The organism is Hymenobacter busanensis (assembly GCF_008727865.1).
Lineage (GTDB): Bacteria > Bacteroidota > Bacteroidia > Cytophagales > Hymenobacteraceae > Solirubrum > Solirubrum busanense.
In genome coordinates this window covers 681,430-696,874 of the sequence record NZ_VTWU01000002.1, presented here as the reverse complement: position 1 = coordinate 696,874, position 15,445 = coordinate 681,430, and the positions used below count along the sequence as shown (strand labels likewise).

At 59.5% G+C, this 15,445-nt stretch carries 15 protein-coding genes; 13 read left to right on the top strand and 2 right to left on the bottom strand.

What is annotated here, in order from left to right; genetic code table 11:
* Positions 1 to 7: 7 nt before the first annotated feature.
* The 13 genes from secY to F0P96_RS07370 all read left to right on the top strand — a co-directional run bounded on the left by secY (position 8) and on the right by F0P96_RS07370 (position 12,070).
* Positions 8 to 1,324 carry a preprotein translocase subunit SecY gene (gene secY, locus F0P96_RS07430; RefSeq protein ID WP_151078196.1) on the top strand — a complete coding sequence of 439 codons (1,317 nt, stop codon included), beginning with the start codon at positions 8 to 10 and terminating at the stop codon, positions 1,322 to 1,324.
* Between the two features lie 2 nt (positions 1,325 to 1,326).
* The gene (gene map / locus F0P96_RS07425) at positions 1,327 to 2,133 is read left to right on the top strand and encodes a type I methionyl aminopeptidase (protein ID WP_151078195.1); all 807 of its coding nucleotides are present in this window, start codon (positions 1,327 to 1,329) and stop codon (positions 2,131 to 2,133) included.
* Positions 2,111 to 2,329 (top strand): translation initiation factor IF-1, encoded by a 219-nt coding sequence (gene infA, locus F0P96_RS07420; protein ID WP_078013177.1) that lies wholly within the window; start codon positions 2,111 to 2,113, stop codon positions 2,327 to 2,329. The genes map and infA overlap by 23 nt, the downstream gene beginning before the upstream one ends.
* 9 nt (positions 2,330 to 2,338) lie before the next feature.
* Positions 2,339 to 2,455 (top strand): type B 50S ribosomal protein L36, encoded by a 117-nt coding sequence (ykgO, locus tag F0P96_RS07415; RefSeq protein ID WP_034256541.1) that lies wholly within the window; start codon positions 2,339 to 2,341, stop codon positions 2,453 to 2,455.
* Positions 2,456 to 2,477: 22 nt separating this feature from the next.
* Entirely contained in the window at positions 2,478 to 2,855 is a 378-nt protein-coding gene (rpsM, locus tag F0P96_RS07410; RefSeq protein ID WP_151078194.1) for a 30S ribosomal protein S13, read from the top strand.
* 78 nt (positions 2,856 to 2,933) lie between these two features.
* Positions 2,934 to 3,326 carry a 30S ribosomal protein S11 gene (rpsK, locus tag F0P96_RS07405; RefSeq protein WP_151078193.1) on the top strand — a complete coding sequence of 131 codons (393 nt, stop codon included), beginning with the start codon at positions 2,934 to 2,936 and terminating at the stop codon, positions 3,324 to 3,326.
* A gap of 95 nt (positions 3,327 to 3,421) precedes the next feature.
* Positions 3,422 to 4,027 carry a 30S ribosomal protein S4 gene (gene rpsD / locus F0P96_RS07400; RefSeq protein WP_151078192.1) on the top strand — a complete coding sequence of 202 codons (606 nt, stop codon included), beginning with the start codon at positions 3,422 to 3,424 and terminating at the stop codon, positions 4,025 to 4,027.
* 99 nt (positions 4,028 to 4,126) lie between these two features.
* Positions 4,127 to 5,119, top strand: coding sequence for a DNA-directed RNA polymerase subunit alpha (locus F0P96_RS07395; RefSeq protein WP_151078191.1), 993 nt, complete (start codon positions 4,127 to 4,129; stop codon positions 5,117 to 5,119).
* Positions 5,120 to 5,272: 153 nt separating this feature from the next.
* Positions 5,273 to 5,854, top strand: a complete 582-nt coding sequence (gene rplQ, locus F0P96_RS07390; protein ID WP_151078190.1) for a 50S ribosomal protein L17 — start codon at positions 5,273 to 5,275, stop codon at positions 5,852 to 5,854.
* Between the two features lie 196 nt (positions 5,855 to 6,050).
* Positions 6,051 to 7,322, top strand: a complete 1,272-nt coding sequence (gene eno, locus F0P96_RS07385; protein ID WP_151078189.1) for a phosphopyruvate hydratase — start codon at positions 6,051 to 6,053, stop codon at positions 7,320 to 7,322.
* Positions 7,323 to 7,393: 71 nt separating this feature from the next.
* Positions 7,394 to 7,711, top strand: a complete 318-nt coding sequence (locus tag F0P96_RS07380) for an FtsB family cell division protein (RefSeq protein ID WP_151078188.1) — start codon at positions 7,394 to 7,396, stop codon at positions 7,709 to 7,711.
* Positions 7,712 to 7,875: 164 nt separating this feature from the next.
* Positions 7,876 to 11,469: a CARDB domain-containing protein gene (locus F0P96_RS07375; RefSeq protein WP_167291179.1), complete on the top strand. Its 3,594-nt coding sequence runs from the start codon at positions 7,876 to 7,878 to the stop codon at positions 11,467 to 11,469.
* 115 nt (positions 11,470 to 11,584) lie between these two features.
* The gene (locus tag F0P96_RS07370) at positions 11,585 to 12,070 is read left to right on the top strand and encodes a hypothetical protein (RefSeq protein ID WP_151078186.1); all 486 of its coding nucleotides are present in this window, start codon (positions 11,585 to 11,587) and stop codon (positions 12,068 to 12,070) included.
* Here the strand turns inward: F0P96_RS07370 and F0P96_RS07365 are convergent.
* Together F0P96_RS07365 and hscA are read right to left on the bottom strand one after the other, a co-directional pair.
* Complete coding sequence (locus F0P96_RS07365; RefSeq protein WP_151078185.1) at positions 12,067 to 13,272, bottom strand: anhydro-N-acetylmuramic acid kinase; 1,206 nt, start codon at positions 13,270 to 13,272, stop codon at positions 12,067 to 12,069. The two genes, F0P96_RS07370 and F0P96_RS07365, sit on opposite strands and share 4 nt — an antisense overlap.
* 167 nt (positions 13,273 to 13,439) lie before the next feature.
* Entirely contained in the window at positions 13,440 to 15,302 is a 1,863-nt protein-coding gene (hscA, locus tag F0P96_RS07360; protein ID WP_151078184.1) for a Fe-S protein assembly chaperone HscA, read from the bottom strand.
* Between the last annotated feature and the right edge of the window lie 143 nt (positions 15,303 to 15,445).

Below are 15,445 nucleotides of genomic sequence, written 5' to 3'. Positions count from 1 at the left end.
GTTCGGCATGAACAAGTTTATCACAACGGTTAAGAACATTTTTGCGATTGAGGATCTGCGTACGCGGATTCTCAATACGCTTTTTTTCATTGCCATCTACCGGCTGGGTTCTTACGTTGTGCTGCCGGGCGTTGATCCGAGCCGTTTGGATGCGAAGTCAGGTGGGGTATTCGGTTTGCTCGATACCCTGCTGGGCGGTGCCTTCAGTCACGCTTCGATTTTCGCGCTCGGCATCATGCCGTATATCTCAGCGTCTATCGTGTTGCAATTGCTCACGATTGCCGTTCCGTACTTCCAGAAGCTCCAGAAGGAAGGCGAATCGGGCCGCAAGAAGATCAACCAATACACCCGTCTGCTCACCATTCCAATCGTAATGGCGCAGTCGGTGGGCTTTATTGCCACCATCAATCAGGACGCCATCGTCAGTACCGGTGTATTCTTCACCATTTCGACGATGTTGATTCTCACCGCCGGTACGCTGTTTTGCATGTGGCTGGGCGAGAAAATCACCGACAAGGGCATCGGCAACGGTATTTCTATGATCATCATGATCGGTATCGTGTCGCGTTTTCCTGGCGCCATCATCGGCGAAGCAGCTGCCAAAGGCATGCGTGGTTCGCTGATTTTCCTGATTGAACTGGCGGTACTGTTCTTTGTGGTAATGGGTGTTATCATCCTGACCCAAGCGGTTCGTCGCATTCCGGTACAATACGCCAAGCAAGTAGGGGGCGTAAGCCAGTTGAACGCTCAGCGTCAGTTTATCCCGCTGAAAGTGAATGCGGCCGGCGTTATGCCGATCATTTTCGCTCAGTCGCTGATGTTCGTACCTGCCATTGCTGCCTCGGCTTGGAGCCAGGACAGCGAAACGGCGACGTTCATTGGGCAGAAGTTCTCAGATTACACTTCGTGGCAGTATAATGTGGTCTTTGCTACGCTGATTATTCTGTTCACGTACTTCTACACGGCTATCAGCGTCAATCCCAAGCAAATTGCGGATGACCTGAAGCGCAGCGGTGGTTTTGTGCCAGGCGTGAAGCCGGGAGATGCTACCTCGGAGCACATTGATGAAGTGCTAACTCACATCACGCTGCCGGGGGCAATTGCTTTGGCTCTCATTGCAATCTTTCCGGCCATTGCTTTGTTGTTTGGCGTCACTCGTCCGTTCTCCGCCTTTTATGGCGGCACGTCGCTTATCATTATGGTGGGTGTGGTACTCGATACCATGAACCAGATTGAAAGCTACTTGCTCATGCGTCACTACGACGGCATGATGAAGACGGGCAAGCTGAAAGGTCGCGCGCAAAATATCGCGCTGGCTTCGTAAGCATGATACTGTACAAAACCGAAGAAGAAATCGAACTCATCCGAGCCAGCGCGCAGGTGCTGGCTCAGGCGCACGGAGAAGTTGCGGGCATGATTCGGGAAGGAATTACAACGCGTGAGCTGGACAAGCGCGCGGAAGAGTTCATCCGGGACCATGGCGCGCAACCTTCTTTTAAGGGGTACAACGGTTTTCCGTCGAGTCTGTGCATCTCGCCCAACGAGGTGGTGGTACACGGCTTCCCGGGCGACTTCGTCCTCAAAAGCGGCGACGTCATTTCGGTAGACTGCGGCGTAAAGCTCAACGGCTACCACAGCGACAGCGCCTACACGTACCCGGTAGGGGACGTGAAGCCCGAAGTGAAAGCCTTGCTCGAAGCTACCAAGGAATCCTTGTACGTGGGTATCGAGCAGGCCATAGCCGGCAACCGCATGGGCGACCTGTCCTTCGCAATCCAGGATTACGTGGAGAAACGGGGGTATTCGGTTGTGCGGGAGTTGGTAGGGCACGGACTCGGCAAAAGCCTGCACGAGAAGCCAGACGTTCCGAATTACGGCAAGCGTGGTTCGGGGCTAAAGCTGCAGAGCGGGCTGGTGCTGGCCATCGAACCGATGGTGAACCTGGGCGTCAAGTCCGTAGTGCAGGAAAAGGATGGCTGGACCATTCGCACCAAGGACCGGCAGCCCTCCGCGCACTTCGAACACACTGTCGTTATTCGACAAAACAAGGCGGAGATACTCACCTCCTTTGCTTACATAGAAAAAGCTTTACAGCAGCAACAGCAGCCTTATGGCCAAACAGTCGTCGATTGAGCAGGACGGAACCATCTTGGAAGCCCTTTCGAACGCCATGTTCCGCGTGGAGTTGGAGAACGGTCACCAGTTAATTGCGCACATCTCCGGAAAGATGCGCATGCACTACATCAAGATTCTGCCTGGCGACAAAGTAAAGCTCGAAATGTCGCCCTACGACTTGTCGAAGGGCCGAATCGTGTACCGTTACAAATAACCCCGCGACATGAAAGTCAAAGCTTCGGTCAAAAAGCGCAGCGCCGACTGCAAAGTGATTCGTCGTAAAGGCAAACTTTACGTGATCAACAAAAAGAACCCGCGTTACAAGCAGCGTCAGGGTTAAGCCACACTAGCAGCACAAGAACATGGCACGTATTGCAGGGGTAGACATCCCGGACAAAAAGCGCGGCGAAATCGCCCTCACGTACATCTTCGGCATCGGCCGTTCGGCCTCGCAGGCCATCCTCACCAAAGCAGGTGTTGACCTGAACAAGAAGGTGAGCGAGTGGACGGAAGCCGAAGCTGGTGAAATCCGTAGCATCATTGCCGCGGAGTACAAGACGGAAGGCGTTCTGCGCTCGGAAGTACAGCTCAACATCAAGCGTTTGATGGACATCGGTTGCTACCGTGGCCTCCGTCACCGCAAAGGGCTGCCGGTTCGGGGTCAGCGTACGAAAAACAACACGCGTACCCGCAAAGGCAAACGGAAAACCGTTGCCAACAAGAAGAAGGCTACGAAATAACACTAGCGGGAATCGGCGGCGGGCCTTCCTCACATTCCAACTGCCGCCAACACCTCTCGCCTTTTTTGCGATAACCAAATGGCACAAAAGAGAAAAGACAAAGCCAAGAAGCGCGTCGTCCAGGTGGAAGCCACCGGTCAGGTGCACATCAAGGCTTCGTTCAACAACATCATCATCTCGGTTACGAACAACAACGGCCAGGTGATTTCGTGGGCTTCGGCCGGCAAAATGGGCTTCCGTGGCTCGAAAAAGAACACCCCGTACGCTGCCCAAACGGCAGCCAACGATTGCGGCAAGGTTGCTTACGACCTGGGCATGCGCAAAGTAGAGGTGTTCGTGAAAGGCCCGGGCGCTGGCCGTGAATCGGCTATCCGCACGTTCCAGAACATGGGCATGGAGGTAACAACTATCCGCGACGTGACGCCGCTGCCGCACAACGGCTGCCGTCCGCCCAAACGTCGCCGCGTCTGAGTAACGGCAGACGCGTGGCTACGCTCGCCCCGTGAGGGAGCCAGCGCGCTAGCCAGGCAGTTTACTTTTCTTTCCAGAAAAATCACCTCTCTGAAATGGCACGTTATACCGGCCCAAAAACCAAGATTGCCCGTCGCTTCGGGGAAGCCATCTTCGGCCCGAGCAAGGCACTCACCAAGAAAGCATATCCTCCGGGCCAGCACGGCCGCGGCCGCCGCAAGAAGCAGTCGGAATACGCTGTGCAGCTGATGGAGAAGCAAAAAGTTAAGTACCTCTACGGGGTGCTGGAAAAGCAGTTCGCTAACCTCTTCGACAAAGCCGCTGGCAAGCCGGGCATCACCGGCGAAAACCTGCTGGCCTTCTTGGAGCAGCGCCTCGACAACGTGGTGTACCGTTTGGGCATCGCCCCGACGCGCCGCGCTGCCCGTCAGTTGGTGTCGCACAAGCACATCACGGTTGACGGCGAGGTGGTAAACATCCCGTCGTTCCACGTGAAGCCGGGTGCTATCGTTGCGGTTCGCGAAAAGTCGAAGTCGCTGGAAGCCATTACCACGAGTCTGTCGGTGCGCAACGCGCGTGCTTTCGGCTGGTTGGAGTGGGACGGCAAAGAACTGGCCGGTAAGGTCATTTCGGTGCCGCAGCGCGACCAGATTCCCGAGAAAATCGAGGAGCAGCTGATCGTCGAACTGTACTCGAAGTAAGCCTGACAGTGAGCCGGTTGCTGCCCGAGAGCTTTCTTGGGCAGGGCCGGCTCCTGCATTGCCTGCTTCTTCCATTCAACATCCCTTACATCCGCATCTATGTCAATTCTCGCTTTTCAAATGCCGGAGAAGGTCGTGATGGAGAAATCCGACGACTTCTACGGAACGTTTGAGTTCAAACCGCTGGAGAAGGGTTACGGCGTCACGATTGGCAACGCACTGCGTCGCATCCTGCTGTCGTCGCTCGAGGGCTACGCCATCACCACGGTGCGCACCAACAGCGTGTTGCACGAGTTCCAGACCATCGAGGGCGTGATTGAAGATATGTCGGAAATCATCCTGAACCTGAAGCAAGTTCGGTTCAAGAAGGTCAACGATGTAATCGAAGACAAAATCACGGTTCGCATCAGCGGTCAGGACACGTTCGCGGCCGGTGACATCAACAAGTTCACGAACGGCTTCCAGGTGCTGAACCCGGAGCTGATCATTTGCCACGTTGACCCGAGCGTAACGTCGCTGGAGTTTGAATTCACCATTCAGAAAGGCCGTGGTTACGTGCCGGCTGAGGAGAACAAGCCTAACGACCAGATCTTCGGTCAAATTTCTATCGACGCCATCTTCACGCCCATTAAAAACGTGAAGTACTCGGTGGAAAACACCCGTGTGGAGCAGCGTACCGACTACGAGCGTCTGTTGCTCGAAATCCAGACCGATGGCTCGATTCACCCAGAGGATGCGCTGAAAGGTGCCGCCAACATTCTGATCCAGCATTTCATGCTGTTCTCCGACAACACGATGACCTTCGAAACTTCCAAGCCGGAAGAAGAGGAGAGCGTGGACGAGGAAACGCTGCACATGCGCAAGGTGCTGAAGACGCCGTTGCAGGACATGGACCTCTCGGTTCGTGCGTACAACTGCCTCAAGGCCGCCGACATCAAGACGCTGGGCGACTTGGTGCAGCTGGACCTGGCCGATATGATGAAGTTCCGCAACTTCGGCAAGAAATCCTTGACCGAGCTGGAAAACCTCGTGGAGGAAAAAGGCCTGCACTTCGGCATGGACGTGGCGAAGTTCCGCCTCGAAGAAGACTAACAAAGTACCCTGAGTGGTGAACCTGGCGCAACGTAGCTGGGTTCACCACTTACTTTTTCAACCAGTGTGCCCGAGGGGCGGCGGTTCAAATGAGGCTTCGGCCCGCCGTGGCTACCGTCCGCAAGCACATACACTTCATTTCTTTATTGTCCGATGAGACACGGTAAAAAAGACAACCACCTGGGCCGGACCACCGCCCACCGTCACGCGATGCTGTCGAACATGGCTTCGTCGCTGATCCTGCACAAGCGCATCACCACCACAGTGGCCAAAGCCAAGGAGCTGCGCAAGTACGTTGAGCCGATCCTGACCCGTTCGAAAGACGACACGACCCACTCGCGCCGCATGGTGTTTGCCCTGCTGCAGAACAAGGAGTCGCTGAAGGAGCTCTACGGTGACGTAGCGGCCAAAGTGGCCAACCGCCCCGGCGGCTACACCCGCATCATCAAGCTGAGCGCCGGCCGTGCCGGTGACAACGCCGACATGTGCGTGATGGAGCTGGTGGACTACAACGAGACCCTGCTCGAAGCCAAAAACGCTGGTGCTGCTAAGACGACGACCCGTCGTTCGCGCCGCGGCGGCAAAAAGGCCGAAGGCGCCGCTGCTCCGGTAGCTGCTGCCTCGACCGAAGCTCCGGCTGCCACCACGGCTACGGAAGCTCCTGCCGACACCACCACGGAGACGCTGAAAGAAGGCGAGACCCGCGAGGAAAAAGGCGAAGAAGCTGCATCGTAAATGACCGGTCTTCCGAGACACTAAGCACAAGGGGACGAATCCTACGGGGTTCGTCCCCTTGTCTTTTTTATGCCGTTCGCGGGCACTTGTGTTTCTTTGCCCGGCCGGGTGCGCAAGCTCGGTTTCCTCACTCAACCCAAACCCACGGCGGAATCCCCAAACTGCCGCATACCTTCTCACTTTTCATTTTCCTGATATGAGCATCATTGCTGCCATCAACGCCCGCCAGATTTTCGATTCGCGCGGCAACCCGACCGTGGAAGTAGACGTGACCACCGACAACGGCGTGGTCGGCCGCGCCGCGGTGCCTTCGGGAGCTTCTACGGGCAAGCACGAAGCCGTAGAGCTGCGCGACGACGACAAGAGCAAGTACATGGGCAAGGGCGTGCTGACGGCGGTGGATAACGTGAACAGCAAGATTGCCGAAGAGCTGGTTGGCTTCTCGGTGTTCGAGCAGAGCCTGGTCGATAAGATCATGCTGGAGCTGGACGGCACGCCGAACAAAGCCAACCTGGGTGCCAACGCCATTTTGGGCGTTTCCTTGGCGGTGGCTCGTGCCGCAGCGCAGGAAGCTGGTATGCCGCTGTACCGCTACGTGGGTGGCGTGAATGCCTCTACGCTGCCGGTGCCGATGATGAACATACTGAACGGTGGCTCGCACGCCGACAACTCCATTGACTTCCAGGAGTTCATGATCATGCCGGTAGGGGCGGAGTCGTTTACCGAAGCCATGCGTTGGGGCTCGGAGATTTTCCACCACCTGAAAGCCGTGCTCAAGAAGAAAGGCCTGAGCACGAACGTAGGCGACGAAGGCGGGTTTGCGCCGAACATCGAATCGAACGAAGCGGCTATCGAAGTGGTGCTGCAAGCCATTGAAGCCGCGGGCTACAAGCCCGGCGACGACGTGATGATTGCGCTGGATGCCGCCGCTTCGGAATTCTATTCGGACGGGCACTACCACTTCAAGAAAAGCTCGGGCGAGAAGCTCACGTCGAGCGAAATGGCGAACTACTGGGCCGAATGGACCCGGAAGTACCCTATCATCAGCATCGAGGACGGCCTGGACGAGGACGACTGGACCGGCTGGAAGCAGCTGACCGACGCCGTAGGCAAAAACGTGCAGCTGGTAGGCGACGACCTGTTCGTGACCAACGTGAAGCGCATTCAGGAAGGCATCGACAAGGGCGTGGCCAACGCCATTCTGATCAAGGTTAACCAGATCGGTTCGTTGACGGAAACCATCGACGCCATCAACCTGGGCCGCCGTCACCAGTACAAGAGCATCATGTCGCACCGCTCGGGCGAAACGGAGGACAACACCATTGCCGACTTGGCCGTGGCGCTGAACTGCGGCCAGATCAAGACCGGTTCGATGTCGCGCTCCGACCGTATGGCCAAGTACAACCAACTGCTGCGCATTGAGCAGGAGCTGGGCGAAATTGCCTACTACCCGGGCCACAAGATGTAACGCTACCTTTTGGGAACGAAACGGCCGGGCTGCTTGTGCAGCCCGGCCGTTTTTGTATGTACTTTTACCCTATGCAACTGCCGGCTTTCTTCGACCGCATTCCGCGCTTTCTGCGCAGCTTCTACTTTCTGACGGGCTTGGCCTTTCTGGCGTGGATGGTGCTCTTCGACGCCAACGACCTGATGAAGCAGTACGACATGTACCGCAAATGGCAGGATTTGCGCACCGAGCGGGACTACTACACGCAGAAGATTGCCGAGGTCAAGCAGGACCGCACCGAACTGCTTAGCAGTCCGGAAATGCTGGAGAAATTTGCCCGCGAGAAGTACGTGATGAAGCGGCCGGGTGAAGACGTGTTTATTCTGGTGCCGCAGGAAGAAGCCGAATAACGCCGGGGATACTTCTGAACGATTTTATTTCAAGCCCAGAGGTTCGGTGTTGACTCGCCTTATCCGCTCCGCGTTGTAACTTTCGACGTTCTTCTTTAAATAGTTTTAGTATGAAACACCATTACTCTTCCGCTTTGCGGAGGTTGCTGCTAGTGGTTTGCTGTATGGTAAGCGCGGGGCTGGCGAAGCAGGCCCACGGCCAAGCCTACATCATGCCGGTAACGGGCGCTTCCACCATTACCACCTGCGCGGGCAATCTGTACGACAACGGTGGACCTGCCGGACCTTACGCCCCCAACTCGAACAGCACGACGACGATTTTGCCCGGTACGGCCGGCAACAAAGTCAAGCTGCAATTCAATTCGTTTGTGGTCGATTACAACGACTACCTGACGATTTACGACGGCACCAGCACGGCGGCACCAATTATTGGCACCTACTATGGCGCCAACATGCCGGGCACGGTGTACGGCTCGACGAGCAGCGGCGCCCTCACGCTTCGTTTCGGGGGCTACAACTACTATTCCTACAGCGGCTTCGATGCGAGCATCAGCTGCGTAACGAGCGTGCCGCAGCCCGATCTTACCCTGCAGGGTGCTACGGCTTACCCGGCATCGGTAGTAGCCGGCGGTACCATTCAGTCGAGCTGTTCGATTTACAACCTCTCGGGTACAACGGCTACCAGCAGCAACGTTGGGTATTACCTCTCAACCAATGCCACTCTCGATGCTGGCGACCAACTGCTGGGTACTTCCATCGGTGGGGCGCTGTCGGTTAACGGGTCGTCCTTTCGCAACAGCTACCTGCAGCTAGGCACGGCCGTCGCGCCGGGCAGCTACTTCCTGCTGTTTGTGGCCGACTACCAAAACGCCGTCAGCGAGAGCAACGAGCAAAACAACGTCTCCAGCGTCTCGATTACGGTGGCCTCGCCCAACCACGACCTGGTGATTCAGCAGGCGTCGGCCTTGCCGGTTTCGGTAGCGCAGGGCGGCATCCTGTCGTTGTCGTGCTACATCAACAACCTGGGCAATGCCACGGCGCCGTCGAGCAGCGTGGGCTATTACCTCTCGACCAATGCCACCCTCGACGCCAGCGACGTGCTGCTGACGTCGACGTTTGGGGGCACGCTCGTGCCCGCCTTCCAAAGCAGCCGCTACGGCACCACCAATATTCCGGCCGGCACTCCCACCGGCAGCTACTACGTGCTATTTGTGGCCGACTACCAGAATGTGGTCGGTGAAACCAACGAACAGAACAACGTGGCCGCGGTCAGCATCACGGTATCGCCGCCTGGCATCGACTTACTCTTTCAACAAGCCTCGCTTTACTACACCACCGTCACGGCCGGCACCGCCAACAGCACGTCGGCTTACCTGGTGAACCAGGGCAACATTACCGCGGGGGCTAGCAGTGTGGGCTACTACCTATCCACAAACACCACCCTCGACGCTGGCGACGTACTGTTGGTCAGCAGCGCCGTGGGCTCGTTGGGAGCTGGCCAAAGCACCGCGGTATACGGCAACTTCACGGTGCCCGCGGCCACTGCGCCCGGCAGCTACTACGTGCTGTTTGTGGCCGACCGCCAAGGCCAGGTAACCGAAACCAACGAGCAGAACAACGTGGTGAGCGTGCCCATGACGGTGCAACAGCCCAACGTGGATTTGGTGATTCAGCAGCCGGGTTTGTCTGTGACCACGGCGGCGCCGGGCTTCACGTTCTACGCCAACAACTACATTGCGAACATCGGCACGACGCTGGCGGCCTCGAGCAACGTGGGCTACTATTTGTCGACCAACACCACCTTGGATGCCAACGACGTGCTGCTCACATCTACTTTCGGCGGAACGTTATCGGGTGGTACTTCCTCTTCGCGCTTCGGCAGTCTGACGGTGCCGGTGGGCACCGCTACGGGCAGTTACTATGTGCTGTTTGTGGCCGATTACCAGAACCAGGTAGGCGAAACCAACGAGCAGAACAACGTCGCCAGCGTACCCTTTACGGTGGCGCCAGCCAGCCCCGACTACGTCGTTTCGCAAGCCTTCGTGTCGCGCTCGGCCACGGCGGCGGGTGGCACGGTTACTTGCAGCGCCTACTTTAGCAACCAGGGCTCGGCCCTGGCCCCGGCCAACTCCCTGCGCATCTACCTCTCGACCAACACGACCCTCGACGTGAACGACGTGCTGCTGAGCAATGTGCCGACTGCGGCCATCAGCCCCGGGTTCGGACAGACGTACAACACCAACGTGGTAATCCCGAACACAACCACACCCGCCGGCTATTACGTGCTGTTCGTGGCCGATGCGCAAAATGCCGTGCCGGAAAGCAACGAGCAGAACAATCTTGCCTACAGCGTGATGAACGTGACGGCGCCTTTCAATGGGCAGATGGTACCCCAAACGGGTACTTCCACGATTACCACGTGCAGCACCACCGTGTACGACAACGGCGGCACCGACGAGTACGCCAACTTCTCGGACGGTACGCTGACCATTCTGCCCGCCACGGCCGGCGCCAAAGTGCGCCTGAACTTCACCAGCTTCGCGCTCGAATCGGGTTTCGATTACCTCTACATCTACGACGGCAATTCCACGGCGGCTACGCTGCTGGGCTCCTTCACGGGCTTCCAGTCGCCGGGCATCATCACGGCTTCCAACGGCAACAGCAGCGGCGCCCTCACGCTGCGCTTTACCAGCGACCAGACGGCTGTGGCGCCCGGCTTTGAGGCGGCGGTGTCGTGCTTCACGGCGGCGCTTCCCGATCTGACGCTGCCGCAGTTTACGGCCACGCCTACCACGGTTGCGGCTGGTGCGCAGGTTGCGGCTTCGGTTACGCTTAGCAACGTGGGGCCGGGTGTCGCCGCTGCTACGGTGGTGAGCTACTACCTCTCGCAAAACGCGGTATTCGATGCCGGTGACCAACTGCTAGGCACTTCGTCGGGCGGTACGCTCAACAACGGAGCTTCCGTTACCCGCAACAACAACGTAACGGTGCCCACCAACGTGGCTTCGGGTACTTACTACCTGCTGGCCATTGCCGACCCCTCGGGCGCGGTAGTGGAAACCAACGAGCAAAACAACGCCGCTGCTCCGATAGCCATTACAGTAATCGGTGCCAACCCCGACTTGGTGGTGTCGTCGCCCACGGTTTCGCCGGTTTCGGTAAGCGCCGGAGCCAACGTGGCCACCACGTGTTTCTTCGAGAACAGCGGTCCGGTAGCGGCGGGCGCCCACGGGCTCGGCTACTATCTGTCTACCGATGCCACTTTCAGCAGCAACGACGTGTGGCTGCATTCCATCAACGTGGCCAGCATGAATCCAGGCTTCGGCAGTACCCGCACCGCTGCCATGACGATTCCGGCCAACACGGTGCCCGGCCCGTACTTCCTGCTCTACGTAGCCGACCCCGCGGGCCAAGTGACGGAAACCAACGAGCAGAACAACGTGGTGAGCCGGGCCATAACCGTGCTGCAGGGCACGGCCGTGCGCGAGCAAACGGCCGGTTTCGCCATCAGCCTGTTTCCGTCTCCGGTAGCCGCCGGTGCCGCGTTTACAGTAGAAGTAGCGGGAGCCGGCCAAACGACGGCCGCTGAACTGACGCTGGTAAACAGCCTCGGACAAGTGGTAAGCCGGCGCCATGCAACGCTGCGCAGCACCGGTGGTTCGCAAGTGTTCGGCACCGAAACATTGGCCCGTGGGGTGTACACCCTGCGCATCAGCGGCGCCAACCTGAACGTGGTACGGCGCGTGGTTATCGACTAACGGCGGTTCACCATTGTCACCCGGCGGTGTCGGCTTCGAATGGAATTTCGGAGGCGGCACCGCCGGGCTTTTTTGCGGGCGCACCAAAACCGGCGCGTTTGCGTTCAGCCAGCCGATGATAGACTTCCCACGGATGGGCCGCTCGACAATGGTGCGCTGCTTGCTGGCGGCTCTCGTGCTGGTGTGCTGCACCAGCGTTCCACCAGCCCACGCCGTTACGCCGTCGGCACAGGTACGGGTGGCACGGCAGTTTCTGCTGGCCGTGCTCCGCGCCGATTACGCCGCCGCCTACGCTTTTCTGGCGCCAGAAGTGCGCACGGCCGTTACGCCGGCCCGGTTTCAGGCCGCCGCCCAGCCGCTCTATGCGCAAGGGCAGCGGTTTCAGTCGCCCATCGACCTATACAAACTGGGCGTGCGCCTGCACGACGACCAGCAGGCGCGCATGTTCTACGCCTTCATGTTTCGGAGCGACACCACCGCGAAGGTGCCGCAAGTGCAACTCGACGTGACCTTCCGCGACTCGGCCGCAACGGGTATTTTGAACTTTACACTCGTTCCGGCAGCCCGCCCGACCGCAGAACCCGGCCCGCCCATCCGCTAACCCGGCAAGGATATTTTGCCCAGCGTAACGGCTGGCACGCGCTGCCGCCCCGCCCCAATGGACACGGCCGAGCCGCTCAGCGTTTCGTTGGCCAGCACCGCAAACAGCACTGCTTCTTTGGCATCGGGCGCTACGCCCAGCGCGTGGGTATCGGCAAAGCGGCAGGCGGGCAAGTGCCGTTGGATGGCCGCCAGCAGCGTGGGATTGTGCATGCCGCCGCCGCTCACGTATACCGCCGCCTGTGGGCTTGGGCCAAAGGCGAGTTGGGCTGCCAGCGCCACGCCGTGGGCGCTGAACTCAGTGAGGGTGGCCAGCAGATCGGTAGGAGCCAAGTCGAAGGTGCCGCTGCGTTCCTGCGCCGCGCGCACGTAGGCAGGGCCGAACAGCTCGGGGCCGGTGGTTTTGGGCAGCGGCGCCTGGAAAAACGGGTGGTCCAGCAGCGCCGCGAGCAGCACCGAATCCACCGTGCCCGAAGCCGCCAGGGCGCCGTCTGGGTCGTAGCGGTGCTGAGGATAGAGCTGCTGCACGAAAGCATCGAGCAGGGTATTGCCGGGGCCGGTGTCGGTGCTGAACACGGTGGCGGCATCGAGGGAAGCGGGCAGGTAAGTGAAGTTGGCAATGCCGCCGAGGTTGAGCAGCAGCCGCTCTTCGCCAGCCTGCGAATACAGCAGAAAGTCGCCGTAGGCTGCCAGCGGAGCGCCTTCGCCGCCGGCGGCAATGTGCTTCTGGCGGAAGTCGCTGAGGGTGATGATGCCGGTGCGCACGGCTACATGGTCGCCGTCGCCGATTTGCAGGGTGGCGTTCAGCGAGTAGTCGGGCCGTTGGTGCTGGTGCTCGGGGGCGTGGTACACGGTTTGGCCGTGGCTGGCAATAGCATCCACAGCGGCCGCGTCTATGCCCCACGCTTGCAAACAATCAAGCACCAGTTGGCCGTGCAGCGTGCCCAGCCAAGCATTGAGTAGCGTCAGCTCTTCCAACGATACCTGGCCTTGGGCAAACACGCGCCGGACGCGCAAGCGCACGTCGTCGGAGTAGGGCACGGTTACGAACTGCTCAAGCGTGAGCCGGGTGCCGGGGCCGCTGCCTTCGAGCCGACACAGCGCCACGTCGAGCCCGTCGAGCGAGGTGCCCGACATGAGGCCGATGATGCGGCGGCTGGGTTGCTGGGCGAGTTGGCAGAGGCGGGCGAGGTGCGGGTTCATGCGGGCTAAGGTAGCGCGACGGTAGGAGAGAAGCTGACTCGGTTGCAACAGCATCCTAAGCGCATCAGAAATGCTCTAAGCCGCACACAGTACGGTTGACGGAGCAACAAAAAGCCCGTGGCACGGGTGTACCACGGGCTTTTTGAAATGCAGCCGATGCCGAAGAGCTAGATGATTTTCTTGCCCGTCATGGCCTGCTGAATAGAAATCTGCATCACGCGCTCGGCAAACGGGCGCGTCAGCTCTTCCAACTCATCCACGGCGCGGTAGATAAGGTCTTTGTCGCCCGAGCCGAGGGTGGCGCGCACGGCTTCGGCCTTCTGGCGCGTCTGGCCGATTTCGTCTTCGGTGAGGTGCTGGCCGTTGGTCTGCAGAAACCGGTCGACTTGGTAGAGCATCTGCTCGGCGGCGGTGCGGGCCTCGATGACCATGCGCGCGGCCACGTCTTGCTTGGCGTGGGTGAGCGAGTCCATCAGCATCTGCTCCACTTGCTCGTCGGTGAGGCCGTATTGGGGCTTGATTTCGATGCTTTGCCGCACGCCCGAGCGCAGCTCCAGCGCCTCCACTTTCAGGATGCCGTCGGCGTTCAGAATAAAGTTGACGTCGATTTTGGGCAGGCCGGCGGGCATGGCCGGAATGCCGCGCAGGTCAAATTCGCCCAGCTTGCGGTTTTCCTGCACCAGGTCCCGCTCGCCCTGATATACCGAAATCTTCATGTTCACCTGCCCGTCGACGGAGGTGGTGTACTGACGCCCGGCCTTGGTCGGAATCTTGGAGTTGCGCGGAATAATCGGGTCCAGCAATCCGCCCATCGTCTCGATGCCCAGCGTGAGCGGCGTCACGTCGAGCAGCAGGATGTCGCGGCGGTTACCGGCTAGGATGTCGGCCTGAATGGCAGCGCCCAGAGCTACTACTTCGTCGGGGTTGAGCGAATTGTTGGCCGGCTGCCCGAAAAACGCCGACACGGTATCGTACACCAGCGGCACGCGCGTGGAGCCGCCCACCAGCAGCACCGCGTCCAGCGCCGATGCCTCGAGCTTGGCATCGGCCAGGGCCTGGCGGCACGAGGCCATGGTGCGCTCCACCAGCGGACGAATGAGGTGGTCGAACTCGGCGCGGTTAAGCGTCAGATTGACCTCGGGCGAGAGGGCCGCGCCGAAAGTATCGGCTTGGCTGAGGTGGCGCTTGGCTTGTTCGGCCAGCAGGCGCAGGCGCTGTTTTAGCTGTGGATCGGCCGCTACCTCGGCTTGCAGGCTGTGCTGAGCTACCCAGTAGTCGACCACGGTGCGGTCGAAGTCGTCGCCACCGAGGTAGGTGTCGCCGTGGGTGCTCAGTACTTCAAAAATGCCCTGGTGCAGGTGTAGAATGCTGATGTCGAAGGTGCCGCCGCCGAGGTCGTACACGGCCACAGTTTTCTCGTCGTCGGGGCTCAGGCCGATGCCGTAGGCCAGCGCAGCGGCCGTGGGCTCGTTCACGATGCGCAGCACTTCGAGTCCGGCAAGGCGGCCGGCGTCGCGGGTGGCCTGGCGCTGCGAGTCGTTGAAGTAAGCCGGCACGGTAATCACGGCCTTGTTGACGGGCGTTTTCAGCGCATGCTCGGCGCGGGCGCGCAGCTCCTTCAGAATCTCGCCCGACAGCTCGATGGGCGAGTAGAAACGGTCCTGCACCCGAATCTTCACGAGGCCCTCGGAGTCGTCGTCGATGACCTTGTAGCCCAGCTCGCCGGCGTGCTGGCCGAGGTCTTTGTAGGACTTGCCCAGCAGGCGCTTCACCGAATAAATGGTATTCTGGGGCGCGGTTTCGAGGTAGTTGCGGGCTTCGTTGCCCACGATGGGGGAGGAGCCGTCGGCCGGGAAGTGCACCACCGAGGGCACAATGGTGCCGCGGCCCTGGTCGTTGATGGCTACGGGTTGGCGGTGCTCAGGGTGAATATAGGCCACCAGCGAGTTGGTGGTGCCCAAGTCGATGCCGACGATGATTTCGGCCTGCTGCAGCGAGCCGGTCGACAAGTTGATGGATACTTTGGCCATAAGTCGCGGGGGGAGAAAGGGGTGGACCCGGCGGGGGCGCAAAACTACGACGAAAAGCCCGCCGGGGGCGGCAACGGCTTTTCTGCCAATCATTGCTGCCTTTCTAAAACAATATCCCGGGGAAGTCTATTTCGTCAATATGA

Coding starts and splice junctions, on each gene's coding strand:
- secY (WP_151078196.1), top strand. CDS start 8: ATGAACAAGTTTATCACAACGGTTAAGAACATTTTTGCGATTGAGGAT.
- map (WP_151078195.1), top strand. CDS start 1,327: ATGATACTGTACAAAACCGAAGAAGAAATCGAACTCATCCGAGCCAGC.
- infA (WP_078013177.1), top strand. CDS start 2,111: ATGGCCAAACAGTCGTCGATTGAGCAGGACGGAACCATCTTGGAAGCC.
- ykgO (WP_034256541.1), top strand. CDS start 2,339: ATGAAAGTCAAAGCTTCGGTCAAAAAGCGCAGCGCCGACTGCAAAGTG.
- rpsM (WP_151078194.1), top strand. CDS start 2,478: ATGGCACGTATTGCAGGGGTAGACATCCCGGACAAAAAGCGCGGCGAA.
- rpsK (WP_151078193.1), top strand. CDS start 2,934: ATGGCACAAAAGAGAAAAGACAAAGCCAAGAAGCGCGTCGTCCAGGTG.
- rpsD (WP_151078192.1), top strand. CDS start 3,422: ATGGCACGTTATACCGGCCCAAAAACCAAGATTGCCCGTCGCTTCGGG.
- F0P96_RS07395 (WP_151078191.1), top strand. CDS start 4,127: ATGTCAATTCTCGCTTTTCAAATGCCGGAGAAGGTCGTGATGGAGAAA.
- rplQ (WP_151078190.1), top strand. CDS start 5,273: ATGAGACACGGTAAAAAAGACAACCACCTGGGCCGGACCACCGCCCAC.
- eno (WP_151078189.1), top strand. CDS start 6,051: ATGAGCATCATTGCTGCCATCAACGCCCGCCAGATTTTCGATTCGCGC.
- F0P96_RS07380 (WP_151078188.1), top strand. CDS start 7,394: ATGCAACTGCCGGCTTTCTTCGACCGCATTCCGCGCTTTCTGCGCAGC.
- F0P96_RS07375 (WP_167291179.1), top strand. CDS start 7,876: ATGGTAAGCGCGGGGCTGGCGAAGCAGGCCCACGGCCAAGCCTACATC.
- F0P96_RS07370 (WP_151078186.1), top strand. CDS start 11,585: ATGATAGACTTCCCACGGATGGGCCGCTCGACAATGGTGCGCTGCTTG.
- F0P96_RS07365 (WP_151078185.1), bottom strand. CDS start 13,272: ATGAACCCGCACCTCGCCCGCCTCTGCCAACTCGCCCAGCAACCCAGC.
- hscA (WP_151078184.1), bottom strand. CDS start 15,302: ATGGCCAAAGTATCCATCAACTTGTCGACCGGCTCGCTGCAGCAGGCC.